Annotated in this window: 24 protein-coding genes; 8 read left to right on the top strand and 16 right to left on the bottom strand. The window is 70.4% G+C overall.

The annotated features are described in order from the left end of the window. Nucleotides 1-16 precede the first annotated feature (16 nt). From CP970_RS13290 to CP970_RS13310, 5 genes are all read right to left on the bottom strand, one after another. Nucleotides 17-1,111, bottom strand: a complete 1,095-nt coding sequence (locus CP970_RS13290) for an alpha/beta fold hydrolase (protein ID WP_055544748.1) — start codon at nt 1,109-1,111, stop codon at nt 17-19. A 195-nt stretch (nt 1,112-1,306) separates the two neighbouring features. Continuing rightward, nucleotides 1,307-3,007: an acyl-CoA mutase large subunit family protein gene (locus CP970_RS13295; protein WP_055556501.1), complete on the bottom strand. Its 1,701-nt coding sequence runs from the start codon at nt 3,005-3,007 to the stop codon at nt 1,307-1,309. A gap of 74 nt (nt 3,008-3,081) precedes the next feature. After that, entirely contained in the window at nt 3,082-3,414 is a 333-nt protein-coding gene (locus tag CP970_RS13300; RefSeq protein ID WP_055556499.1) for a DUF3817 domain-containing protein, read from the bottom strand. A gap of 69 nt (nt 3,415-3,483) precedes the next feature. Next, entirely contained in the window at nt 3,484-3,993 is a 510-nt protein-coding gene (locus tag CP970_RS13305) for a MarR family winged helix-turn-helix transcriptional regulator (RefSeq protein WP_055556497.1), read from the bottom strand. Between the two features lie 10 nt (nt 3,994-4,003). Continuing rightward, nucleotides 4,004-5,278, bottom strand: coding sequence for an MFS transporter (locus CP970_RS13310; protein ID WP_055556495.1), 1,275 nt, complete (start codon nt 5,276-5,278; stop codon nt 4,004-4,006). A 337-nt stretch (nt 5,279-5,615) separates the two neighbouring features. Between CP970_RS13310 and CP970_RS13315 the strand changes: the two genes are divergently transcribed. Both CP970_RS13315 and CP970_RS13320 read left to right on the top strand, forming a co-directional pair. Then, complete coding sequence (locus CP970_RS13315; RefSeq protein WP_055556493.1) at nt 5,616-6,629, top strand: ArsR/SmtB family transcription factor; 1,014 nt, start codon at nt 5,616-5,618, stop codon at nt 6,627-6,629. 90 nt (nt 6,630-6,719) lie between these two features. Continuing rightward, entirely contained in the window at nt 6,720-7,745 is a 1,026-nt protein-coding gene (locus CP970_RS13320; RefSeq protein ID WP_055556491.1) for a glycoside hydrolase family 6 protein, read from the top strand. A gap of 52 nt (nt 7,746-7,797) precedes the next feature. Here CP970_RS13320 and CP970_RS13325 read toward each other — a convergent pair whose 3' ends face one another. The 7 genes from CP970_RS13325 to CP970_RS13355 all read right to left on the bottom strand — a co-directional run bounded on the left by CP970_RS13325 (nt 7,798) and on the right by CP970_RS13355 (nt 15,047). Then, complete coding sequence (locus tag CP970_RS13325) at nt 7,798-9,762, bottom strand: radical copper oxidase GlxA (protein ID WP_055556489.1); 1,965 nt, start codon at nt 9,760-9,762, stop codon at nt 7,798-7,800. 3 nt (nt 9,763-9,765) lie between these two features. Then, a complete protein-coding gene (locus CP970_RS13330; RefSeq protein ID WP_150493318.1) occupies nt 9,766-11,610 on the bottom strand; it encodes a glycosyltransferase family 2 protein in 1,845 nt (614 codons plus the stop codon). Between the two features lie 521 nt (nt 11,611-12,131). Further along, nucleotides 12,132-12,785, bottom strand: coding sequence for a TetR/AcrR family transcriptional regulator (locus CP970_RS13335; RefSeq protein ID WP_055549085.1), 654 nt, complete (start codon nt 12,783-12,785; stop codon nt 12,132-12,134). Beyond that, nucleotides 12,782-13,471 carry a DUF4166 domain-containing protein gene (locus CP970_RS13340; RefSeq protein ID WP_055549083.1) on the bottom strand — a complete coding sequence of 230 codons (690 nt, stop codon included), beginning with the start codon at nt 13,469-13,471 and terminating at the stop codon, nt 12,782-12,784. The genes CP970_RS13335 and CP970_RS13340 overlap by 4 nt, the downstream gene beginning before the upstream one ends. After that, nucleotides 13,468-14,172, bottom strand: coding sequence for a hypothetical protein (locus CP970_RS13345; RefSeq protein WP_055549081.1), 705 nt, complete (start codon nt 14,170-14,172; stop codon nt 13,468-13,470). The genes CP970_RS13340 and CP970_RS13345 overlap by 4 nt, the downstream gene beginning before the upstream one ends. Before the next feature lie 240 nt (nt 14,173-14,412). Next, complete coding sequence (locus tag CP970_RS13350) at nt 14,413-14,706, bottom strand: MTH1187 family thiamine-binding protein (protein ID WP_055549079.1); 294 nt, start codon at nt 14,704-14,706, stop codon at nt 14,413-14,415. Continuing rightward, nucleotides 14,703-15,047, bottom strand: coding sequence for a DUF3817 domain-containing protein (locus CP970_RS13355; protein ID WP_055549077.1), 345 nt, complete (start codon nt 15,045-15,047; stop codon nt 14,703-14,705). Before CP970_RS13355 ends, CP970_RS13350 begins: the two co-directional genes overlap by 4 nt. Nucleotides 15,048-15,215: 168 nt before the next feature. On the opposite strand from CP970_RS13355, the gene CP970_RS13360 reads away from it, so the two are divergent. The 4 genes from CP970_RS13360 to CP970_RS13375 all read left to right on the top strand — a co-directional run bounded on the left by CP970_RS13360 (nt 15,216) and on the right by CP970_RS13375 (nt 17,904). Then, nucleotides 15,216-15,854 (top strand): AIM24 family protein, encoded by a 639-nt coding sequence (locus tag CP970_RS13360; protein WP_079043623.1) that lies wholly within the window; start codon nt 15,216-15,218, stop codon nt 15,852-15,854. 1 nt (nt 15,855) lies between these two features. Further along, on the top strand, nt 15,856-16,506 hold the full coding sequence (locus tag CP970_RS13365) for an AIM24 family protein (protein ID WP_055549075.1): 651 nt from the start codon (nt 15,856-15,858) through the stop codon (nt 16,504-16,506). Between the two features lie 47 nt (nt 16,507-16,553). After that, a complete protein-coding gene (locus CP970_RS13370; protein ID WP_055549088.1) occupies nt 16,554-17,309 on the top strand; it encodes an AIM24 family protein in 756 nt (251 codons plus the stop codon). Between the two features lie 118 nt (nt 17,310-17,427). After that, nucleotides 17,428-17,904, top strand: a complete 477-nt coding sequence (locus tag CP970_RS13375; protein WP_055549073.1) for a MarR family winged helix-turn-helix transcriptional regulator — start codon at nt 17,428-17,430, stop codon at nt 17,902-17,904. 67 nt (nt 17,905-17,971) lie between these two features. Here CP970_RS13375 and CP970_RS13380 read toward each other — a convergent pair whose 3' ends face one another. Together CP970_RS13380 and CP970_RS13385 are read right to left on the bottom strand one after the other, a co-directional pair. Then, nucleotides 17,972-19,447 (bottom strand): sensor histidine kinase, encoded by a 1,476-nt coding sequence (locus tag CP970_RS13380; protein WP_055549071.1) that lies wholly within the window; start codon nt 19,445-19,447, stop codon nt 17,972-17,974. After that, nucleotides 19,444-20,109, bottom strand: a complete 666-nt coding sequence (locus tag CP970_RS13385) for a response regulator transcription factor (protein WP_055549069.1) — start codon at nt 20,107-20,109, stop codon at nt 19,444-19,446. Before CP970_RS13385 ends, CP970_RS13380 begins: the two co-directional genes overlap by 4 nt. Nucleotides 20,110-20,270: 161 nt before the next feature. Here CP970_RS13385 and CP970_RS13390 point away from each other — a divergent pair, with 161 nt between their 5' ends. Further along, on the top strand, nt 20,271-20,957 hold the full coding sequence (locus CP970_RS13390; protein ID WP_055549067.1) for a PepSY domain-containing protein: 687 nt from the start codon (nt 20,271-20,273) through the stop codon (nt 20,955-20,957). Nucleotides 20,958-21,034: 77 nt separating this feature from the next. Here the strand turns inward: CP970_RS13390 and meaB are convergent, their stop codons facing one another. Both meaB and CP970_RS13400 read right to left on the bottom strand, forming a co-directional pair. Continuing rightward, nucleotides 21,035-21,991, bottom strand: a complete 957-nt coding sequence (gene meaB / locus CP970_RS13395; protein WP_055549065.1) for a methylmalonyl Co-A mutase-associated GTPase MeaB — start codon at nt 21,989-21,991, stop codon at nt 21,035-21,037. 45 nt (nt 21,992-22,036) lie between these two features. Then, the gene (locus CP970_RS13400) at nt 22,037-23,239 is read right to left on the bottom strand and encodes an acetyl-CoA C-acetyltransferase (protein WP_055549062.1); all 1,203 of its coding nucleotides are present in this window, start codon (nt 23,237-23,239) and stop codon (nt 22,037-22,039) included. A 136-nt stretch (nt 23,240-23,375) separates the two neighbouring features. On the opposite strand from CP970_RS13400, the gene mce reads away from it, so the two are divergent. Next, nucleotides 23,376-23,816, top strand: a complete 441-nt coding sequence (mce, locus tag CP970_RS13405; RefSeq protein WP_055549060.1) for a methylmalonyl-CoA epimerase — start codon at nt 23,376-23,378, stop codon at nt 23,814-23,816. Nucleotides 23,817-24,020 lie beyond the last annotated feature (204 nt).

A 24,020-nucleotide genomic window follows, 5' to 3' on the forward strand; every position in this document is an offset into this window, starting at 1 on the left:
ACTCCTCGCCCCGGCCCTACTTCTTCTTGGCCCAGGCGCAGCTGCCCAGCGTGGCCTTGCCCTTGGCGACGAACCGGTCGGCCTCGCGCGCGACGAGCACCCGGGTCTTGCCGCCCTTGCACACGACGGTACGGTCCCCGTGCCCGGCCAGATCGACCAGGATCTGGTCCCAGTGCCGGTACTGCACGTCATGGCCCGAGTCGGCGTACGTCCGCACCTTCGCCTTGCCCGGCAGCGCGTCCTGCCAGGTCTTCAGCGTCGACGGCGGCACGGTGGTGTCCTTCTTGCCGCCGTAGAGGTAGACGGGGGCGTCCAGCTTCGACAGGTCGGGGCCAGGACGCTGGCAGTACAGCTTCTGCTCGTGCACCTGCGGCGCCGGGTCGGCCTGCTGGCCGCGCTGGTTGTAGGTGCGCGCCCCTTCCTCGTACGCGGTGTCGGCGAAGCCGGGAATCGACTTCACGGGACTGTCGTCGGGGAAGGCCCACCACTTGCGCGGGTCCTTGATCTGGTCCTGCACGGCGGCGGCGAGCGCTTCGTCGGACAGACCGCAGTACGCGGGCTTGGCGCCGAAGGGCGGCAGGGCGGCCGCGAGGTGGAGCTGCGAGATCCGCCCGGGGGCGCGCGCCGCGAGTTCGGCGGCGTAGGGCCCGCCACCGGAGATCGCGATCACCGAGACGTCGTCGACGCCGATCTTGTCGAGAACCTCGATGGCGTCCTTCGCGAAGTCGGCCTTGCCCAGGTCCTTGTCGTAGTCGGTGTCGCCGAAGCCGTTGCGCTCCACGGAGATGAGCCGCAGGCCCAGGTCCTCGCGCGTCGAACGGAAGAAGTCCGTCATGTGCGACGCACGGGCGCTGGTGCCGGTGCCGCCGATGAACAACACGGGCTTGCCGTCCTTCTCACCGGTGTCCGAGTAGTGCGCGGTCCGCCCGTCGGAGAGCTTCGCCGCCCGCACCGTGGGCCCCAGCGAATCGAACTCGTCCTGCACCTTCGGCTCGGCCGGCGGACTCGCACTCACCTCACCCGAGCCGCCCACGAGCAGCGCACCGAGAATGGTGCAGGTGGCGGCGCCTATGGCGACGGCGGCGGTGCGGGCGTGACCGTTCGAGCTCAAGGGTGACTCCAGGGGCAGGACAGGCTGACCGGCACCGCCTGCCCTGGCCCCTGGGCCTTAAACCTACGAATTCACGCCGTCGACCGGGGCGTGGGGGGCTCGCCCCGTTTTGTACCATCTGCGGGCCGGTGGGGGCTTGTCGCGCAGTTCCCCGCGCCCCTAAAAGCCCCCCCGGCCCACAGTCGACCGAGAGGCCTAGAACCCCGGCGGCTCCACGTAGACCCCCCACTCGTCCCGGAGAACTCCGCAGATCTCCCCGAGGGTCGCCTCGGCCCGCACCGCGTCGAGCATCGGCGCGATCATGTTCGAGCCGTCGCGGGCCGCGGCCAGCATCAGGTCCAGCGAGGCACGGACCTTCGCGTCGTCCCGCCGCCCCTTGCGCCCCGCGAGGTCCTGGACCTGATCCCGCTCCACCTCGTGGCTGACCCGCAGGATCTCCAGGTCACCGGTGACGGAACCATGGTGGACGTTCACGCCCACGACCCGCTTGTCGCCCTTCTCCAGGGACTGCTGGTACTGGAACGCCGACTCGGCGATCTCGCCGGTGAACCAGCCGTCCTCGATGCCCCGCAGGATCCCGGACGTGATCGGCCCGATCGGGTGCTGCCCGTCGGGATGAGCCCGACGCCCCCGCTCCCTGATCTGCTCGAAGATCTTCTCCGCGTCGGCCTCGATGCGGTCGGTGAGCTGCTCGACGTACCAGGAACCGCCCAGCGGGTCGGCGACGTTGGCGACGCCGGTCTCCTCCATGAGCACCTGCTGCGTGCGCAGCGCGATCTCGGCGGCCTGCTCGCTCGGCAGGGCGAGGGTCTCGTCGAGGGCGTTGGTGTGCAGGGAGTTGGTGCCGCCGAGGACGGCGGAGAGGGCCTCCACGGCCGTACGCACGACGTTGTTGTACGGCTGCTGCGCGGTGAGCGAGACACCGGCGGTCTGCGTGTGGAAGCGCAGCCACTGCGCCTTGTCGGTCTGCGCGCCGTACACGTCGCGCAGCCAGCGGGCCCAGATGCGGCGCGCGGCGCGGAACTTGGCGATCTCCTCGAAGAAGTCGAGGTGCGCGTCGAAGAAGAAGGAGAGCCCCGGCGCGAAGACGTCGACGTCGAGCCCGCGCGAGAGGCCGAGCTCCACGTACCCGAAGCCGTCCGCGAGGGTGTACGCGAGCTCCTGCGCGGCCGTCGCCCCGGCCTCGCGGATGTGGTAGCCGGAGACGGAGAGCGGCTTGTACGCGGGGATGTCGCGCGCGCAGTGCTCCATCAGGTCGCCGATGAGGCGCAGGTGCGGCTCGGGCTGGAAGAGCCACTCCTTCTGCGCGATGTACTCCTTGAAGATGTCGGTCTGCAGCGTGCCGTTGAGGACGCCCGGGTCGACGCCCTGGCGCTCGGCGGCGACCAGGTACATGCAGAAGACGGGCACGGCGGGCCCGCTGATCGTCATGGACGTCGTCACGTCGCCGAGCGGGATGTCCTTGAAGAGGACCTCCATGTCGGCGGCGGAGTCGATGGCGACGCCGCAGTGCCCGACCTCGCCGAGCGAGCGCGGGTCGTCGGAGTCGCGGCCCATCAGGGTCGGCATGTCGAAGGCGACGGAGAGCCCGCCGCCGCCGTTGGCCAGGATCATCTTGTAGCGCTCGTTCGTCTGCTCGGCGTTGCCGAAGCCCGCGAACTGGCGGATGGTCCAGGTCCTGCCGCGGTACCCGGTGGGGTAGAGCCCGCGCGTGAAGGGGTACTCGCCGGGCCAGCCGATCCGCTCGAACCCGTCGTACGTGTCGCCGGGCCGGGGCCCGTAGACGGGCTCGACCGGGTCGCCGGAGAGCGTGGTGAAGTCCGCGTCGCGCTTGCGGGCCTTGTCGTAACGGGCCTGCCAGCGGCGGCGGCCTTCCTCGATCGCGTCAGCGTCCATACCTTCGAATTTACTAGGACGTCCTAGTAAATGTCGATGGGAAACCGCCGTGGGCTTGCCCACGGCGGTGGAGACTACGCCTTGGCGATGACCGGCGAACCGTCGGTGATCAGCGGCTCGACCTCGCGGACGACCTTGCGCTCGACGAAGAAAGCGGCCGTCGGGATGGTGCCGGAGATCAGCACCCAGAGCAGCTTGCCGAACGGCCACTTCGCCTTGGAGCCCAGGTCGAAGGCGAAGATCAGGTAGATGATGTAGAGCACGCCGTGGACCTGGGAGACGACCAGCGTCAGGCCCTCACCCTTGTCGAAGCCGTACTTGAACACCATGCAGGCGCACAGGACGAGCAACATGACGGCGGTGACGTAGGCCATCACCCGGTATCGGGTCAGCACGCTCTTCTTCATGCGATCGAGGGTAACGGCCCGTTTTGGCGCGATCTTCAGCGCCCCCGCCCGGAGCGGAACGGGTGGGCCCTACTTCTCCTCGAAGTCCTCCGCCGCCACCCGCAGGGGCCTGAGCATCGCGAAGATCTCCCCGCACTCCTCCGCGTCGTAGACGCCGAGCCCGAAGTCCATCGCCATCAGTTCGCGCGTCGCCGACTCGACGACCTCGCGGCCCTTCTCCGTGATGGAGGCGAGCGTGCCGCGGCCGTCGTTCGGGTTGGGGCGCTTGTCGACGAGGCCGGACTTCACGAGCCGGTCCACCGTGTTGGTGACCGACGTCGGGTGGACCATGAGCCGCTCGCCGATCTTCGACATCGGCAACTCTCCGGCCTGCGAGAACGTGAGCAGGACCAGCGCCTCGTACCGCGCGAAGGTGAGTCCGTACGGCTTGACGACCGCGTCGACCTCGGCGAGCAGGATCTGGTGCGCGCGCATGATCGAGGTGATCGCGCCCATGGCCGGGACCGATCCCCAGCGCTGCTTCCAGAGCTCGTCGGCGCGGGCGATGGGATCGAAGGGGAGGCTGAGCGGCTTCGGCACGGGATCGACCTTACCCGTCGGTCACATGGTGGTCAGCCCCGTCTCGCAATTCGGTCGCATGTTCCCGCGCGGCAGGCACCTGACGGGGCGCGGTGCGCCGCACCTCGGCCACCAGGAGCAGACAGCAGAGCGTACCGAGCACGCCCGAGGCCGCGACCACCGTGCTCACCGCGAAGAACTCGGCCGCCAGGCCCGCCAGCGCCATCCCGGCGCCCTGGACGGTCATGAGGCCCGCCGTGTGCACGGTCATCGCGCGGCCGCGCAGTTCCTCGGGCACGGCGTCCACGAACCAGCGGTCCAGGCCCAGGGTGTACGCCGATCCCGCGCCCGCGACGACCAGCGCGGCGAGGGACCAGACGAGGCCGGGGGTGACCGCGTACACGGTGAGCGGGAGCAGCGTGAGCGCGGCGAGGGGCACCACGACGCGGGCGCGCGCGGCGGCGGACAGGGCGGACCCCACGTACAGCTCGGCGGCGATGGTGCCCACCGGCAGGGCGCACATCAGCAGGCCGACGCCCGCGACGCCGATGCCGATCTCGTCCGCGTAGGGGGCGGCGAGCACCTCGGGGGCGACCATGAACATGGGCGGCACCCAGAAGAGCAGCAGCAGGGCGCGTACGCGGCGGTCGGCGAGGACCTGCCGCGTGCCGCCGAGCGAGTACCGCACGAGTGCCCCGCCGCCCTCGCCCGCGCGCGCGGGCCGCCGCTTGGTGCCGCACCGCAGGAGGAGCGCGGAGAGGGCGAAGGTGGCGACGGTGATGACGAGCGCGCCGCGCGGCGGGACGAAGGTGAGGAGTACGCCGCCGAGGCCGAAGCCGACGAGGACGGAGCTCTGCGAGACGATCCGCAGCAGGGAGCGGCCGAGTACGAAGAGGTCGCCGTCGCCGAGGACGTCGGTGAGGGTCGCCATGCGGGTCCCGTTGAAGACCGGGGCGATGAGGGCGTTGACGGCGCGCAGCGCGAGGAGCAGGGCGACGGGGGTCGCGGGCAGTGCCATGAGTGCCGCGCAGGCCGCGCAGAGCAGGTCGCAGACGACGAGCACCCGGCGCGGCGGGTAGCGGTCGGCGATCCCGGACAGGAGCGTCCCGCCGACGAGGTAGGGCAGCATCCCGAGCGCGAAGGTCAGGGCGCTCAGGAGGGGTGATCCGGTGAGCCGGTAGACGAGCACGGTCAGGGCGATCTCGCTGACGACGACGCCGAGCAGGGAGAGGGCGTGCGCGGCGAAGACGGTGCGGAACTCGCGTACGGCGAAGACACGGGTGTACCCGGTGGGCTCTGCTGGCATGGCCGCAGCCTCACGCGGGGGACGGTGACCGGCCTAGAGTTTCGGGCTCGGGCGAATCTTCGACGCCGGGCTTCGGCGCCGGGCTTCGGCATCCGGCCTCGGCATCCGGCTTCGGCGCCAAGCTTCAGCATCCGGCCTCGGCGTCCGGCTTCGGCGCCAAGCTTCGGCATCCGGCCTCGGCGTCCGGCCTCGGTGCCAAGCTTCAGCATCCGGCCTCGGCGTCCGGGTTCGGTGCCAAGCTTCGGCATCCGGCCTCGGTGCCAAGCTTCGGCATCCGGCTTCGGTGCCGATCGCGTCGGTGAAGGCGTCCGGGTTCGGTATCCGGCGAGGGGGGTCCATGCCGTTCCACATCCACTTCGGGCAGGACGATCTGTTGCGCTGCCGGTTCGCGGTGTCGCCGCTGTGGGAGACGCAGGAGGCCGTGCGTACGCTCAAGCGGCGCGAGCGGCACGGCTACCACCCGCACTGGCTGCGCCGCATCCGCGCGGCAAGCCGCGAGCTCGACCTGAGCGGCCTGTGGCTCCTCATGCCGCGGCGCGGGCATTCCCCCGACTTCCTCGCACCGCCGCCGATCGGGCCCGCCGCCCGTTTCGACGAGGAGATCGCGGGTGTCCGCGCGTCCGACCCCGAGGCGGCGAGGGACGACCTGGCGCGGGCGCTCGCCTGTACGCCGGGGGCCGCGGATTCGCCGAAGGGCAGGGCGCTGCTCGCCGATCCCGCGGGCGCGGTGCGGGAGCTCGCGGACGCCCTGGAGGCCGCCTGGCACGCGCTGATCGAGCCGGACTGGCCGCGTCTGCGGGCGCTCCTGGAGGCCGATGTCGCCTTTCACTCGCGGCGGCTCGCGGAGGTGGGGCTCGGCGGGCTGCTCCCGGAGATCGACCGGCGCCTGTCCTGGGACGCGGGCAGGCTGACCGTGGAGTGGCACGACGAGCACGTGCGGCATCTGGCGGGGCAGGGTCTCGTCCTGATCCCGAGCGTCTTCTCGTGGCCCGACGTGATCAGCGGGTTCGACCCGCCGTGGCAGCCGACGCTCGCCTATCCGGTGCGGGGCATCGCGGGGTTGTGGACCGAGTCGTCGGAACGTACGCCCGCGGCGCTCGTACGACTCCTCGGCAGGGGCCGCGCCACGGTGCTCGCCGCCCTCGACGCGCCCGCCACCACGTCGGGGCTCGCGCACCGGCTCGGGCTCGCGCCGTCCACCGTCTCCGCGCACCTGGGGGCGCTGCGGGGCGCCGGGCTCCTGGTGTCGCGGCGGTACGGGCACCAGGTGCTCTACGAGTGCACGCCCCTGGGCATCGCGCTCGTCACCGGAGGCGGTGTGGCACAAGGGCGGGATTGGCCCCTTATGTAACGATTGCCGGGCCGGCTGGCTGACCGACCGTCACTTCCGCGGTCACCTCGTCACCGTCGCCACCTCGTCACCGTCGCCCAAGGGGTCCTGATGCACCGGCTGCTCCGCACATGCACGGCACTCGCTGCCCTGGCCGCCCTCGGGCTCACCGCGGGCTGCTCATCGGATTCCGGGTCGGGACCGCAGGAGGCGTCCGCCGTGCGCGGCCCCGCCACCGACGGCACCCCGCCGCCCGGCAGCGCCTTCTGGGTCGACCCGGACAGCGCCGCCGCCCGTCAGGTCAGACAGTGGCAGGAGCAGGGCCGCGACCGGGACGCCGAGGCGCTCAAGCGGATCTCCGAGCAGCCGATGGCCATCTGGCCCGCCGGGGACGACCCGGCGCCCGACATCAAGGAGGCGACCGGGGGCGCGGCGGCCGAAGGGCGCACGGCGGTGCTCGTCGCCTACAACATCCCGCACCGCGACTGCGGCCAGCACTCGGCGGGCGGCGCGGGCAGCGCCGACTACTACCGGAACTGGGTGGACTCCTTCGCCGCCGCCATCGGCACCGCGCCCGCCGTGGTCGTCCTCGAACCGGACGCGATCCCGCACATCGTGGACGGCTGCACCCCCGCCGAGTACCACGCCGACCGCTTCTCGATGCTCTCCGAGGCCATCGAGCGGCTCAAGCGGCAGCCGAGGACGAAGGTCTATCTGGACGCGGGCAACCCCGGCTGGATCTCCGACGCGCGCAAGCTCACCGAGCCGCTGCACAAGGCGGGCATCGAGCGGGCCGACGGCTTCTCGCTGAACGTCTCCAACTTCCAGGACGACGAGACGGTGAAGGCGTACGGCCGGACGCTCTCGGCCACCGTCGGCGGCAAGCACTTCGTGATGGACACCAGCCGCAACGGCAAGGGGCCCCTGGTGGGCGACCGCCAGGACGCCTGGTGCAACCCGCCCGGGCGCGGCCTCGGCACCCCGCCCACCGACCGCACCGGCGACCCGCTCCTTGACGCCGTCCTGTGGATCAAGCGGCCCGGTGACTCGGACGGGCCGTGCCGGGGCGGCCCGGCGGCCGGGCAGTGGTGGCCGGACTACGCGCTGGGGCTCGCCAGGAACGCCAAGGAGGTGTGAGGCGGCCCCGGTCACCGGTTCACTCGCCTTACCGGTTCACTCGTCCACCGCTTCATTCGTCGCCGACGTGGATCCACTTCGCCTCGGACGGCGTGCCGCCCTTGTCCGTGACGAACAGCATGTACCAGCCCGGCGGCACGAGGGCCGCGTCGCCCCGCGGCACGTCCACCGTCACTTCGCCCTTGCCCTTGCTGACGCCCAGCGCGATCGAGCGCTGTTCCACGTCCGTGGTGTGCGTCACCGCGCTCGGGCGCATCAGCCGGGCCGACGCGATGTTCTCGGGGTGGTCGGTGCGGAACGTCGCGCGGCCGTCCGCCGGGAGTTGCTCGGGGCCCTCGCCGAGTACCGGGCGGTTCTTGCCGCCCTTGTGCAGCGCGGGCGGCGTGAAGATCTCCATGCGCTGCTCGAAGTGGCCCAGCTTGGTGTTCTGTTCGTTGTCGTAGAGCGGGTCGGAGCCGAACGTGGCGACCCGGCCGTCGGGCAGCAGCAGCGCCTCGGAGTGGTAGTTGCGGCCCACCTTGGGTGACGCGGCCTCGCGGAAGGCGTTGGTCTTGGGGTCGTAGAACTGCGCCTTGAGGATGTTGCTGCCGCTGCGGCCCCGGTAGTCCGCCGAGCCGTTGGACGTGAACACCGAGTCGTCCGGCATCAGCACGCTGTTCAAGTACCGTGTGCCCTGCGGGAGTTCGGGGCCCGTCTTGAAGGACGGGTTGTCCTCCTTGAGGTCGATCACCGCCGTGCGGCGCGTCGACTTCTCCGACTCGCCGACCCCGCCGCCGCCCATGACCATCACCTTCTGGTCCTGCGCGGGCGGCAGCAGCACGGACGCCGATGTCTCGGTCTGGTCGACGTCCTCCAGGCCGGGGACCTTCTCGAACTTGTTCGTCTCCAGGTCCCACAGGCCCGGCTCCCTGCCCTTGTCGGCGGGGCCGTAGCCCGCGTTCGACGCCGGGTAGAAGAGCTTGCCGCCCTTGGTGAGGAAGAGCGCCGGGTAGGTCGGGAAGTACCGCTTGGGCCCGTCCGACCACTTCTTCGTCCTCGGGTCGTAGATCTCGTTGTCGCCCGGGTCGATGACGCCCACGTCGTCGAGCCCGGAGACCGCGAGCACCTTGCCGTCCTCGAGGCCGACCAGCGTCGGGTACCAGCGGGCCTTGTCCATCGGGTCCACCGGGATGTACCGCTCGGCCTTCGGGTCGAACTCGTACGCCGCCTTGATCCCCTGGAAGTCCTGCTTCTCCATGTCGATCTTCTCGGCGATGCCGTACGCGTTGTCCGCGTCCTCGCCCGTCAGGCCCTCGATCTCGTACTGCGCCGACTTCTCCGTCACCGACTGCCTGCCCGGCTCCTTCGCCTCGACGAAGACGCGCACCTCGCTCGCCTTGACCTTCGTCTTCCAGGGCTGCATCACCCCGGCCTTGGAGTACGAGATCTCGAAGTCCCGCTTCGCCTTGGGGACTTCGACGTCGAACTTGCTGACGTACTCGACGCCGGACGGGGAGCGGAACGTGGTGCCCTTCTTGATGCTCACCGTGTTGTCCGGGCTCTCGTTCTTCACCCGCATGCCGCCGCCCGCGCGCTCCACCTCGCCGTCGAGCAGCTCGTAGCGCGCGGTGCCGCCCGCCACCAGGAGCCGCCCGTCGGGGAGTTGGGCGTGCCCGGAGCAGAAGAAGTCCTCCGGCGTGTCGATCTTCTTGAACGTGTCGTTCTTCGGATCCCACAGGATCGTGTCGAACGACCCTTCGTCGAATTTCTTCTGCTCGTTGCCCGAGCCCGCCACGATCAGCACCTTGCCGGTGTGCAGGAGCGCCGCGTGGATGGCGTTGGTGCGGTACTCCTCCGGAATGCCGACCTGTTTCCACGACCCGTACTTCTTCATGTAGCCGGGCTGGGCGATCTTGTACGCGTAGTACTGCTCCTCGGCGAAGGAGAGCGCGGCGGGGGCGTTCAGTCCGACGAGCAGCGCGCCCGCGCCGACTCCGATGAGCGTCTTCTTGGTGCGCTTCGAGGGCCGGTAAGCCATGGGTCAGTTCCCTCCTGTCGTCGTGCCGGTGGCGAACGCCGGCTCCGGCTCGCCGTCCGCTTCCGCTCCCGGTACGGCGGCCCGCCGCACCGCCTCCTTGCGCACCCGGCGCTCCTTGAGCGTCGTGAAGCCCCAGATCGTCACCGGGGCGAGGGAGATGACCATCGCGAGGACCGCCCACGTACGCATCGCCACATGGGTGTGGCCGAGCACGAAGGAGGCCACGAGCGAACTGACGAGGACCGCCGCCCAGAACAGGTGGATGCGGAACGTCAGCAGGCGGTCCGGGCTCGCGTCGCCGCCCTTGGGCGTGACCACGAAGCGGCTCGGGCGGCGCAGGAAGGCCGCGCCGAGGGACTTGAGGTAGATCGGCGCGGAGAGCGCCGACATCCCCATGCCCGCGAGTCCGCCGGAACCCTCCGGCTCGTGCGGGGACACGTTGTGGCGGCGGTTCCAGAGGTAGAGGCCGATCTGGAGCGCCGCGGCGTCGCTGTAGAGCATGAGCCAGACGGAGGCGGCGACTTGTGTCCCGCTCGCGCCGAACCAGAGGAACAGCACGCAACTGAGCACACCGAGCAGCCAGTTGACCGCCGTCATCGGGTAGTACACGAGCATCAGCGTGTACGAGAAGAGCCGCCCCGGCGGCATCGTGAACGGTGCCTTCCAGTACTGCTTGAACAGCGTCTCGTACGTGCCGCGCGACCAGCGCATCTGCTGCGTGAAGAAGTCCGTCCAGGATGCCGGGCCCTCCCCTACGGCCAGCACGTCAGGGGTGTACACCGAGCGCCAGTGCCGCTTGGTGAGCGGGTTGCGGCGGCGGTGCAGCTCGAAGCCCGTCGCCATGTCCTCGGTGATCGAGTCGTACAGGCCGCCGATCTGGGTCAGCGCGCTGATGCGTACGACGTTGTTCGTGCCGACGAACATGGGGGCGCGGTAGCGGTTGCCCGCGCGCTGGATCAGCGCGTGGAAGAGGAACTGCTGGGACTCGGCGGCCTTGGTGACGGGGCTCGTGTAGTTCCCGTAGACCTGCGGTCCCACGACGAACGCGATGTCCGGGTCCCGGAAGTAACCCATCATCCGCTCCAGGAAGTTGGGGAGCGGGACGTGGTCCGTGTCGACCGAGGCGAAGAACTCGTAGTCGGCGTGGTGCATGGCGAGCCACGCGTTGTAGTTGCCGTGCTTGGTGCGGGTCTTGTGCGGGCCCTTCTTGCGGTTCCACTCCGGTACGCCGTGGCGGGTGAAGTGGTGCACGCCGAGCTCGTCGCACAGGGCCTTGGCCTCGGGGTCGTCGCCCTCGTCCAGGAGCCATACGTCCAGGGGGCCCGTGTGGTGTATCCGGACGGCGCCCTCCAGGGTGGCGCGGACCATGGAGAGGGGTTCCTTGCCGGGGACGTAGGTGGTGAGGAAGGCGACGCGGGTGCCTTCCTCGGGGACGACGGGGATCGGGTCCCTGGCCACCATCGTCGCGTGGGCGATCGATGCGACGTTGACGACCATGAAGAGCTCGATGAGGCCGATCGCCACGAGCATCGTGATGTCCAGGCCGATCAGCCAGCGGTCGCCGCCCTCGCGTTCGGTCCAGTGGGTGGGCCAGACGAGGTAGACGAGCAGGAGGCCGGTGAGCACGGGGGCCAGCGTCATCAGGAGGACGGCGCGTATTCGGTGCGGCTCGCGGGAGAGGAGCTTGCTGTACTGGACCCGATAGCCGCTGCCGTCCTTGGCTTCGCCGGCGGCAGGCTCGGTGAGCGGGCCGGCGAGCGTGCTGTGGATCTCGTAGTCGTAGCCCTCCGGGTGCCGCACAGCGCCCTCCAGGTTCTTGTCCGGGTGATCGAACGAGCCGATACCCATACAAAAGGGGAGTTTCCTCGGCGTGTCGAACGGGGTTCGCCCGTGCGAGCGGTTTTAGGGTGGGCGGTTTGGGTGGGGTTGCGGTGGGGGGCGGGGCGTGCGGGGCGCTTGGGCCTTTCCCTCGGCGCCGGGTTCTTTTTGTAGGAGCACCGACCCCGCCGCTTCGCGCCGGATACCTTTCCCACCCGCCCACCCGAATCTCCGCGACGGACCCTCCCTGTAGGAGCAACCCGCCTTGGCTTCGGCTGTGAGGCGGGGCCGCGGCGGTATGTCCGTCCTCGCCGTCGCGGTGCACTGCCACGGCTTGGGCACCTCGGAACGAGGCCCCCAGTGCTCCGGGCGGACATACCGCCACGTCCCCTCGGGCCGGACGGCGGCTTACCGCTGTGGGCAGATGTTCCGCAGGGCGGAACGGGTGGGCACAGCCCCCGGTGCCGAGGGGCGGGACGGGGGCGCAAGCCACGGTGCGGGGAGGGGCAGGCCCGGCGCCGAGGGACGGGGACGGGGGCACGAGCCCCGGTTCAGGTTCGCGTGCGACGCAGACCGTGGCGGACCGCGCGTTGGGCGATGGGGCCCAAGTCCTCGACCGCCGTTACCAGCGTGGACAGTTGCTCAAGGGACGCCAGGGCCCGCTCCGTGCCGAGAGGGTCGACCCCTTCGTACAGCTCAAGACCGACGAAGGACGCCGCCACCGCCCGGGAGAGACCGACGGGATCCACGAACTCCCCGAGCGGGGACGCGGACAGGACACGGGTCAGGACCTTCTCGATCTCCTCGATCCAGAGGGCGAGCCCCGCCGCCGTCGCCGCCGCGAGGCGAGGCTGCGTCTGCGCGCCCGCGAGCAGCTGACCGAGGACGGCGACATGACCGGCCTCGCGCTCCTCCTCGTGCATCTCCCGCCCGAAGGCGAGCAGTTCGGAGAGGGAGGAGAGGGCGGAGAGCCGCTCCCGGTAGCGCGTCACGCGCTGCTCCGTGCCGTGCCTGCACGCTTCGGAGAGGAGCTCGTCGACGGAGCCGAAGTGGTAGAAGACCAGCGCCTGGTTGACCCCCGCCGCCGCCGCGATCGTCCGCGCGGACGTCTTGGCGATGCCCTGCTCCGTGAGCGTGCGCAGCGCGCCGTCGAGGAGCTTGGTCCGGGTCTCCTGGCCCTTGGCCGGGTCCTTCGCGGGTGTCACGCGCGCGCCTCCTCGCGCACCGGGCGCAGCCCTGGCCGGACTCCGCAGGCACGGACGTCCGCGTACGTCGCCTCGAAGGACCCCTCGTACCCGAAGAGCGGCCCGAAGTGCCGGTTCACGACCCGGACCTGGATGCGGAAGCGGCCGGTCCCGTCGTCGAAGGACTCCCGCACCTCCGCGTCCCCGCCGATCAGCGAGGGCACCCGGCAGTCCACAGGACCCTCCCGGAAACGGTGTTCTCCGGAGCGGATCACGAGCGAGCCGTCGGGCTCCGCCCGGAAGTGCAGGTCGCTGGCGAGGTGCTGGTGCGTGCCGAGGTAGTCGAGCACGCGGTCGCCCTTGGGGCTCAGGACCATCTGGGCGTCGAAGCGGCGGGGGCCGCCTGGCAGGTCGAAGGTGCGCACGAAGGTCACCGTCTCACGTCCGTACGTGTCGGCGTACGGCACGTTCTCGATGACGAAGGGCACGTTCCTGCCCTGGCGCGGTACGAGGATGTTGCGCGTGCCACCGGCCGCGAGGAACGGTTTCACGAAGCCCCTGCCGTGCCAGACGCGGTCCATCACGCCCCGGCCGGTGCACGCCTCGCCGCTCGCCAGGCCGACGGAGAAGCGGCGCTGGAGCTGCGGGTGGAGGCGGTCGAAGTCGGCGCCCAGCACTGTCCTGAAGATCGACGCGGGCTGCTTCACGACAGTGGCTCCTTGGCGAGGGTGGTGAGGACGCGCGGGGCACGCGCGCGTTCCGGTGGGGTGCGCAGACAGCGGCGGGCCGCGGGAGTCGTCGGCAGGGGCGGCAGCATCAGCATCAGGGCCGCCGTCGCGATGGCCGTCCAGGGGGCCAGGAGGACGGCCGCCACGACGCACAGGACGCGGACGACGACCTCCGCGACGCCGTGCAGGAGAGCCCGCTCTGGCGTGATGCCGCGCTCCAGCCAGAGCCTGAGCCGGTCGAAGGACCAGGCCGTCGCCCAGCCCATCAGGGGGCGGAAGGCCGCGCGGTCGGCGATCCTCCCGAAGCGGCCCCAGCGCGGTCGGTAGTCGTAGCCGGTGACGAAGCGGATGCCGTCGCCGTCGTCGGTCGGCACGTATCGCCAGTAGCCGCTGCCCTCTTCTAGGAGGGAGAGCGGGTGCGGTGAGGCGAAGCGCAGCGCGGAGGTCCTGGTTCCGTCGGGGCGGCGCTTCTCGCCCGCGGAGATTCCGGTGCCCGCGATCGCCAGGAAGGGCAGCACGCGCGTGGCGTACCGGAAGTGCTGCGGCTCGCCCTCCCGGCACGGCAGGTAGGCGATCTCGGTGAAGCGCAGGTCCCAGCGCTGGTGCCGGTCGGGCTCCTGGGTGCGGGCCCAGAGGTCGTCGAGATCGGCGCGTATGCGTGCCTCGATGTACAGGCTCACGGTAAACCCCCACGTCAGCGTGTTTTTGAGCGACCGCTCAATCCTTCTTTCACGGAAGGTACAGGTGTTTGAGCAGTCGCTCAAGTCGACAGACGCGAAAAAGCCCCCACCCGGAGGGCAGGGGCTTTTCGGGCCCTGAAGAGGTGCGGCCCCGAAGGGGCGCGGGGAACTGCGCGACCAGCCACAAGCGGGCCGCAGGGACACACACCGCTCAACCAGCGGAGCGCGTACGCGGAGCGATTACGCCGAGAGGTGCCGCTCCACCGTCTCCACCTTGGAGGTGAGGCCGTCCGTCACGCCCGGGCGGATGTCCGCCTTCATGACGACCGAGACGCGCGGCGCGCGCTCCTCCACGACGGCGACGGCGCGCTTGATCACGTCCATCACCTCGTCCCACTCCCCCTCGACGGAGGTGAACATGGCGTCGGTCCTGTTCGGCAGCCCGGACTCGCGGACCACGCGGACCGCGTCCGCGACGTACTCGCCGACGTCGTCACCGACCCCGAGCGGGGTCACGGAGAAGGCGACGATCATGCGCCCACCACTCCCTCACGGCGGGCGCGCGAAGCGATCACCGCGGCCTCGGCCTCGCGCTTGAGCTTGCGCTCGGCGAAGAAGCCGCCGGTCGGCAGGACGGAGAGCACGAAGTACAGGGCGCCGGTCTTCAGGTCCCACTTGGTGCGGTTCCAGGCGTCCAGCCAGAACAGCACGTAGAGGACGAAGAGCACGCCGTGGATCATGCCCATCGCGGGCACGGCGTTGAAGTCCGTGGTCCGCTTGAGCACCGAGCAGATGAGCAGCAGCAGGAAGGAAACGGCCTCGGGGGCCGAGACCAGGCGGAGGCGGCGGAGTGCGGAAGCGGTCTTGATGTCCACGGATCACCTTCGGGTGGGCGGGCGGCGGGAGGGGGCGGACGCACGGCGCGCGCCGATCTTGTGAACGCGCGCACAAGCGACCCCCATTGTGACATCGGGGCATTCTCGGGGTTCGCTCAGGGCCCTTCACCCTGTTCTGGGTGGGTACGCGGCGGCTACCGTCGGTTCGTGGCTACGTTCCGGCTCCAAGGGAGCAGAGTGCTCGCGGTCGACATGACCGGCGATGCCGTGAAGGCGAAGAACGGCTCGATGGTCGCGTACGACGGCCAGATGGCCTTCAAGAAGATGACCGGCGGCGGCGAGGGCATACGGGGCATGGTGACCCGCCGCGTCACCGGCGAGCAGATGACGGTGATGGAGGTGAAGGGGCACGGCACGTGCTGGTTCGCCGACCGCGCCACCGAGATCAATCTCGTACAACTGCGCGGCGAGAAGCTCTACGTCGAGGCGAGCAACCTGCTCTGCACCGACGCGGGGCTGCGCACGGGCACCAGCTTCACCGGGCTGCGCGGCGCGACCCAGGGCAATGGACTGTTCACGACGACCGTCGAGGGCAGCGGGCAGGCCGCGATCATCTCCGACGGGCCCGCGGTGGTCCTGCGCGTCTCCCAGCAGTACCCGCTGACCGTCGACCCCGGGGCGTACATCGCGCACCAGGGGAACCTCCACCAGAGCTTCCAGTCCGGGGTCACCTTCCGCACGTTCATGGGCGAGGGCGGCGGCGAGGCCTTCCAGATCCGCTTCGAGGGCGACGGCCTCGTCTATGTGCAGCCCAGTGAGCGGGCGACGATCGCGGGGGACGTCTGACATGCCTTTCCAGGAGATCAACTCGAAGATGATCGAGGCCACGGTGCAGCCGGGGGCCAAGATCTTCAGCCAGCGCGGCGCCATGCTCGCCTACAAGGGAGACGTCTCCTTCACCCCGAACATCCAGGGCGGGCAGGGCGGCCTGATGTCCATGATCGGGCGCCGGGTCGCGGGCGAGGCGACGCCCCTGATGACCGTCGAGGGCAGCGGCACGGTCCTCTTCGGGCACGGCGGCCATCACATCCAGGTGATCGGCCTCTCCGGAGACACCCTCTATGTGGAGGCGGACCGCCTGCTCGCCTTCGACGGCACGCTCCAGCAGGGCACGATGTTCATGGGCTCCCAGGGCGGCGTCATGGGGATGGTGCGCGGCCAGGTCAGCGGCCAGGGCCTGTTCACCACGACCCTGAAGGGGCACGGCGCGGTCGCCGTCATGGCGCACGGCGGAGTCATCGAGGTCCCGATCACCCCGCAGCGCCCGGTGCACGTCGACCCGCAGGCGTACGTCGCGCACCACGGCGACGTGCGCAACAAACTGTCCACGGCGCTCGGTTGGCGCGACATGGTGGGCCGCGGCTCCGGCGAGGCGTTCCAGCTGGAGCTGTCGGGCAGCGGCACGGTGTACGTCCAGGCCTCGGAGGAGAAGCTGTGAACCCGAACGTCTCGACCCCGGCGGGCGCCCCTGCCGTCTTCGACCCCATGACGCTGCCGAGCGACGACAACGTCAACGCGTACACCTTCTGCGTGGAGCTCAAGGGGAGCCAGTGGTTCCTGCAGAAGGGGAAGATGATCGCCTACTACGGGCGGGTCGACTTCAACGGCATCGGACACGGCCGCCTGGACCGCCTGGTCCGGACCAGCTTTCATTCGCCGCTGCACGCGAGCGACTGGGTCGTGGCGGAGGGCCAGGGCAAGATGCTCCTCGCCGACCGGGCCTTCGACGTGAATTCGTACGACCTCGAAGAGGGCAACCTGACCATTCGCTCCGGCAACCTCCTCGCTTTTCAGCCAACTCTCGCGCTCAAGCAATCGATTGTTCCGGGGTTTCTGACCCTGATCGGGACGGGCAAGTTCGTCGCCGCTTCGAACGGCCAGGTGGTCTTCATGGAGCCGCCGATCCGGGTGGATCCCCAGGCTCTCGTGGGCTGGGCCGACTGCCCTTCACCGTGCCATCACTACGACCACGGATACCTCACGGGCGTGATCGGGGGCGTGCGGGCACTGACCGGCATCGGCGGCACCTCTGGGGAGGAGCACCAGTTCGAGTTCGTGGGCGCGGGCACCGTGCTGCTCCAGTCCTCCGAGGCGCTCATGCCCGAGCACGCCACCGGAGAGGTGCCGCACCAGGCGGGCGTCCCGGGCGGACGGGGCACTCCGGGTCAACCGGGACAGCAGCCGGGCGCACCGCGTCTTCCCGGACAACTGGGGGACCTCCAGCGTCGCTTCGGGCTGTGAGCGGTAGTCTGCGGAGTGTGACGGCGAACGTCTGTGCCCCTCCGTGAGGCAGGTGGTGCGAGGCGCGTCACATCCCACCATTCGTTCACCTTTCAACTTCTTAGGTAGAATCGATTCCATGGAGACCGAGACGGCCCCGCAGTGGCTGACCGATGAGGAACAGCGCGCTTGGCGCACCCACGTGGAGGTCAACAGGATGCTGACGTATCAGCTCGAAAAAGACCTCCAGCCGTTCAACCTGACCATGAACGACTACGACATCCTCGTGCACCTCTCCGAATCCGATGAGTTGCGGATGCGTATGAGCGATCTCGCCGCCGCCACTCTGCAGTCCAAGAGCCGCCTGTCCCACCAGATCACCCGCATGGAGAACGCGGGCCTGGTGCGCCGTGAGAACTGCGAGTCCGACCGGCGCGGCCTCTACACCGTCCTCACCGAGGAAGGCATGGAGACCATGCAGAAGGTGGCACCACACCACGTCGCCTCCGTGCGGCGGCACTTCGTCGACCTCGTCTCGCCCGAGTCGCTCGGCGATCTGCGCAAGGCCCTGACCCCGATCGCGGAACACCTGCGGGGACAGCGCGGCAAGCCCTGACGCCCACCCGCGCGTCCTCGCACGTCTTCGCACCCTGCGCGCTCTTCGCACCCGGCAGCGGCACCCCTCACTCCGCCGACGACTGAGGGATCGGCAGCCGGAGCTCGAAGAGCGCACCGCCCGACGGCGCCTCCCGGACCACGAGGGTGCCGCCGTGCCGCACCGCCACGTCCCGCGCGATCGCGAGGCCGAGCCCGGCCCCGCCGTCGTCCCTGCTGCGTGCGTCGTCCAGGCGTACGAAGCGTTCGAAGATCCGCTCACGCTCGCCCTCCGGCACGCCGCTCCCGTCATCGGCCACCTCAAGGACCGCCCAGGCACCATCGGTCCTGGTGGTGACCGCGACCTGGGAGCGCGCGTGCCGCTGTGCGTTGTTCAGGAGATTGCCGAGCACCCGCGCCAACTGGCCACGGGAACCGGCGACTTCGAGACTCTTGAGGTCCGTGCGCACGTCGACGCGGTCCCGGGTGCGCTGCGAGAGCTCCTCGCGGACCAGCGCCGCGAGGTCGACCCGCGCGCCGCCCGGCTTCTCCCCCGCGTCCAGGCGGGCGAGCAGGAGCAGATCGGCGGCGAGCTCCTGGAGCCGCACGGTGTCCGCGACCGCCCCGTCGACGTCCAGCAACTCCGGGTGCGCGGCGCCCACTTCGAGCTGGGTGCGCAGCGAAGCGATGGGGCTGCGCAGCTCGTGGGAGGCGTCCGCGACGAACCGGCGCTGGCGCTCCACGGAGGTCTGCAGGGCCGTGAGGGTCTCGTTCGTGGTGCGGGCCAGGCGGGCGATCTCGTCGTGCGTGTCCGGCTCGGGGACCCGGCGCGCCAGGTCCTCGGACGCGGTGATGGCGGACATCTCCTCGGTGATGGCGGCCACCGGGCGCAGCGCCCTGCGCGTCACCAGCCAGGTGGTGCCCGCGACGACGGCGAGCAGCAGCGGGAAGCCGACCAGCATCGACGTCAACGCCGTGGACACCGCGCTCTGTTCGTCGGAGAGGGAGCCGCCCGCGTAGACGGTGAGGTCGCCCGTCGACTCGTTCTCCGTACTCACCTCGACGGCGGCGAAGCGGTAGTCGGCGCTCTCGCCGTCGACGGTGGCGGAGCCGTTGGTGTACTCGGTGTCGTCGGAGATCTCGGACTCGGACCCGTCGCCGCCCTTCCCCCGGTCTTCGCCCTTGCCCCGGTCTTCGCCCTTCGCCTCGCCGTCGTCGTCACCCGACGGCTTCCCTGCCGCGGTACCGGGCTTCACCGCGTCCACCCCGGTGCCGCTGATCCGCTCGAGGTCCTCGCTCGCCGCGACCAACCGCCCGTCCTCGTCCACGACTTGGACGGGGGCGTCCTCACCGTCGGGCAGGTCGAGATCGGCGGGCGAACGGCCCGAGACCAGCTGCGACGCGACCTCGCGGGCGGCGGACGAAGCCCGGGCGCCCGCCTGGTCGGTGAGGTTGGTGCGCAAGGAGAGCAGCACGGCCGCGCCCGCCGCGATCAGGGCGAGGGCGACGACAAGACCGGCGCCGAGCGTGGCCCTGGCCCGCACCGAGCCGAAGAGCCGCCTCATCGCGGGGCCTCCAGACGGTAGCCCGCGCCGCGCACGGTCTTGATGAGGGCGGCGCCCAGCTTGCGGCGCAGCGTGCTGATGTACACCTCGACGATGTTGGGATCGCCCTCGTACGCGAAGTCCCAGACGTGTTCCAGGATGTCGCCCTTGGAGACCACCTCACCGGCCCGCGTCACCAACTGCTCGAGGACCGCGAACTCCTTGGTGGTGAGGGTGACTTCGTCATCGCCGCGGAAGACGCGCCGCGCGGCCGTGTCGACCTTGAGGTCCCCCAGTGTGTGCACGGGCGAAGGGCCACCGGACCCGCGACGGCGCAGCAGCGCCTTCACCCGGGCGACGAGCACGACGTACGAGAAGGGCTTGGTGAGGTAGTCGTCGGCGCCCGTGTCCAGGCCCTCCGCCTCGTCGTACTCGCCGTCCTTCGCGGTGAGCATCAGGATCGGTACGTCGTGGCCCGCGGCCCGCAGCATGGCGCAGATCCGGTAGCCGTTCATGCCGGGCAGCATGATGTCGAGGACGACCAGGTCGTACGTTCCCTCGCTCGCGCGGTGCAGCCCGTCGATGCCGTCGTGCACGACGTCGACGGCGTACCCCTCGGCGGTCAGGCCCTTGGCCAGGGAGAGCGCGAGGCGCTTCTCGTCCTCCACGATCAACAGACGCATGCGTTCAGGGTCGCAGAGCGAAGCTGAAGAGTTCTTCAGGCGGCTTCAGGCTGGGTTCAGGGTCGCTCCGCCAGATTGGTCCTCGTCGAAAGCGAACGAAGCGAGCGGCAGCGGCCCACAGGACGCCGCCGCACCGCCCACCGTCTCGGGAGGGACCCCTCATGAAGCGCAACATCGTCATCGCCACCTTCGCCGCCGCGGCCCTGGTCGCCGGAGGCACCGCCACCGCCCTCGCGGTCACCGGCGACGACGAGTCGACGGCCGCCAAGCACTCCAGCGTCCAGGTCAAGGACGTCAAGGACGACGACCGCGACGACACGGTGGAGAACGTCACCGAGGCCAAGGCCGCGAAGGTGACGGCGGCGGACGCGATCAGGGCGGCCCTCGCGGACACCCCGGGCACCGCGGTCTCCGCCGAGCTCGACGACGAGGACGGCGGCCTGGTCTGGGGCGTCGACGTCCTGAAGGGCAGCACCTGGCACAACGTCGAGGTCGACCCCGGCACCGGCAAGGTCCTCGGCTCCTGGGTCGACAAGGACGACGACGGTGACGACGGTGACGACGCCACCCGCGTGAACTCCGCGCTCAAGGGCGCGTCCACCAGCGCCGAGGACGCGGCGAAGGCCGCCGCGGCCAAGGGCACCGTGACCTCCGTGGACCTGGACGACGACGGCACGGCCGGTGCCTGGGAGGTCGAGACGACCGACACCAAGGGCGCCGAGGCCGACTGGCACGTGGGCCTGAAGGGCGACAAGGTCACGGCCGACCGCTCGGACCGCCACGACGACCGGGGCGACCACGACGACCGTGACGGCAAGGACCACGACGACGACGGCTCCGACGACTGAGGCAGCTCGGAGCGGCACCCCCGTCCCCACCGAGGCGGCGTCACCGACGCCGCCTCCGGCGCGCGCTCAGCCCGACGTCACCCCGAGGTCAACCCGGCGACCAGCTCATCAGCTGCCGCATAAGGGTCCAGCTCCCCCGCCACGATCCGCTGCGCGAGAGCGGACAGGCGGCGGTCGCCGTGCAGGGAGCCGATCCGTTCCCGCAGGGCGGTGACCGCGATGGCCTCCACCTCGTGCGCGGCCCGCGCCGCGCGCCGCTCCGCGAGGACGCCCCGCTCCTCCATCCAGGCCCGGTGCTTCTCCAGCGCCTCGACGACCTCGTCGATGCCCTCGCCGCGCGCCGCGACCGTCTTCACGATCGGCGGCCGCCAGTCGCCGGGGCCGCGGGATTCGCCGAGCCCGAGCATGTGGTTCAGCTCGCGCGCCGTCGCGTCCGCGCCGTCGCGGTCCGCCTTGTTGACGACGTACACGTCGCCGATCTCCAGGATTCCGGCCTTCGCCGCCTGGATGCCGTCGCCCATGCCGGGCGCGAGCAGCACCACCGACGTGTCGGCCTGCGAGGCGATCTCCACCTCGGACTGCCCGACGCCGACCGTCTCGACGAGGATCACGTCGCAGCCCGCCGCGTCCAGGACGCGGATCGCCTGCGGCGCGGCCCAGGCGAGCCCGCCGAGGTGACCGCGCGTGGCCATCGAGCGGATGTAGACGCCGGGGTCGGACGCGTGGTCCGACATCCGCACCCGGTCGCCGAGGAGGGCGCCGCCGGAGAAGGGCGACGACGGGTCGACGGCCAGGACGCCGACCCGCTTGCCCGTACGCCGGTAGGCACTCACGAGCGCGGACGTCGATGTCGACTTGCCGACTCCCGGCGACCCGGTGAGGCCCACCACGTACGCGTGCCCGGCCAGCGGGGCCAGCGCGGCCATCACCTCGCGCAACTGCGGGGACGCCCCCTCCACCAGGGAGATCAGCCGGGCCACGGCCCGCGGCCTGCCCTCGCGGGCCTGCGCCACCAGGGTGGGGACGTCCTGCATGAAACAGCTCCGTTCGCTACGTACGGGACACGGTCGGCCGTGGGGTCAGCTCTTCGCCACCTTGACGATCAGCGCGTCGCCCTGGCCACCGCCGCCGCACAGCGCGGCCGCGCCCACACCGCCGCCGCGCCGCTTCAGTTCGAGGGCGAGGTGCAGGACGACGCGGGCGCCGGACATCCCGATCGGATGACCCAGGGCAATGGCCCCGCCGTTGACGTTCACCTTTTCCGAGGACACCCCGAGGTCCTTCATTGACTGCACCGCGACGGCCGCGAAGGCCTCGTTGATCTCGATGAGGTCGAGGTCCCCGACCGCGAGGCCCTCCTTCTTCAGGGCGTGCTGGATGGCGTTGGACGGCTGCGACTGGAGCGAGCTGTCCGGGCCCGCGACGTTGCCGTGCGCCCCGATCTCCGCGATCCAGTCGAGGCCGAGCTCCTCGGCCTTGGCCTTGGACATCACCACGACCGCCGCGGCGCCGTCGGAGATCTGCGAGGCGGTGCCCGCCGTGATCGTGCCGTCCTTGGCGAAGGCGGGGCGCAGCTTGGCCAGCGACTCGACGGTCGTCTCGGCGCGGATGCCCTCGTCCTTGCTGAACAGGACCGGGTCGCCCTTGCGCTGCGGGATCTCGACCGGGGTGATCTCGGCCTCGAAGATGCCGTTCTTCTGGGCGGCCGCGGCCCGCTGGTGCGACGCGGCGGCGATCTCGTCCTGCTCGGGGCGCGCGATGCCGAGGCGGGTGTTGTGCTTCTCCGTCGACTCGCCCATCGCGACACCGTCGAACGAGTCGGTCAGACCGTCGTACGCCATGGAGTCGATCATCTCGATCGCGCCGTACTTGTAGCCCTCGCGGGACTTGGGGAGCAGGTGCGGGGCGTTGGTCATGGACTCCTGGCCGCCCGCGACGACCACGTCGAACTCGCCCGCGCGGATCAGCTGGTCGGCGAGCGCGATGGCGTCGAGACCCGAGAGGCACACCTTGTTGATGGTGAGCGCGGGGACGTTCATCGGGATGCCCGCCTTGACGGCGGCCTGGCGCGCCGGGATCTGCCCCGCCCCGGCCTGAAGGACCTGGCCCATGATCACGTACTGCACCTGGTCGCCACCGATTCCGGCCCGGTCGAGCGCGGCCTTGATGGCGAAACCGCCCAGGTCAGCACCCGAGAAGGACTTCAGGGAGCCGAGCAGACGGCCCATGGGCGTGCGCGCGCCCGCGACGATCACTGAGGTGGTGCCGGTCGTTCCAGACATGTGCCACGGCCCCTTGGGAGGAGAAGTTAACGAGGGTTTATCTGAATGTACTGAGCGGTACTCCCCGCGTCATCGGGCGACGACTGTGATCGCGCGCACGTTGCGTAATCACCGCATGAAGCGCTGCACTTGAACCATGCTGACGCGAATCGATCACATCGGGATCGCCTGTTTCGACCTCGACAAGACCGTCGAGTTCTACCGCGCGACGTACGGGTTCGAGGTGTTCCACACCGAGGTCAACGAGGAGCAGGGCGTACGCGAGGCCATGCTCAAGATCAACGAGACGAGTGACGGCGGCGCCTCCTACCTCCAGTTGCTCGAACCGACCCGCGACGACTCCGCGGTGGGCAAGTGGCTGAAGAAGAACGGCGAGGGCGTGCACCACATCGCCTTCGGCACCGCGGACGTCGACGGGGACGCCGCGGCCATCAAGGACAAGGGCGTACGCGTCCTCTACGACGAGCCCCGCATCGGTTCCATGGGGTCGCGCATCACCTTCCTGCACCCCAAGGACTGCCACGGCGTCCTGACGGAACTTGTCACTTCCGCGCCTTCCGAGTCACCGGAGCACTGACCTCCGTATATCTGGGCCGGTAGGGTTGGCCGCGGCCGCCCGATTTCTGGGCGGTCACGTGCCGGGGTCCGGGTTTCGGGGGACGAGCGTCGGGGCAGCAGCCCATGCTTCGCTGTTGATCTGACACCATTCTCCCGGGGGCCCCGTTCGGCCGATGGACGGGGCTCGTTGGAGAGACTTGCGGCCAGGAGTGGGGCTTCCCCT

The sequence above is a fragment of the Streptomyces kanamyceticus genome, assembly GCF_008704495.1.
In the GTDB taxonomy this organism is placed as follows: domain Bacteria; phylum Actinomycetota; class Actinomycetes; order Streptomycetales; family Streptomycetaceae; genus Streptomyces; species Streptomyces kanamyceticus.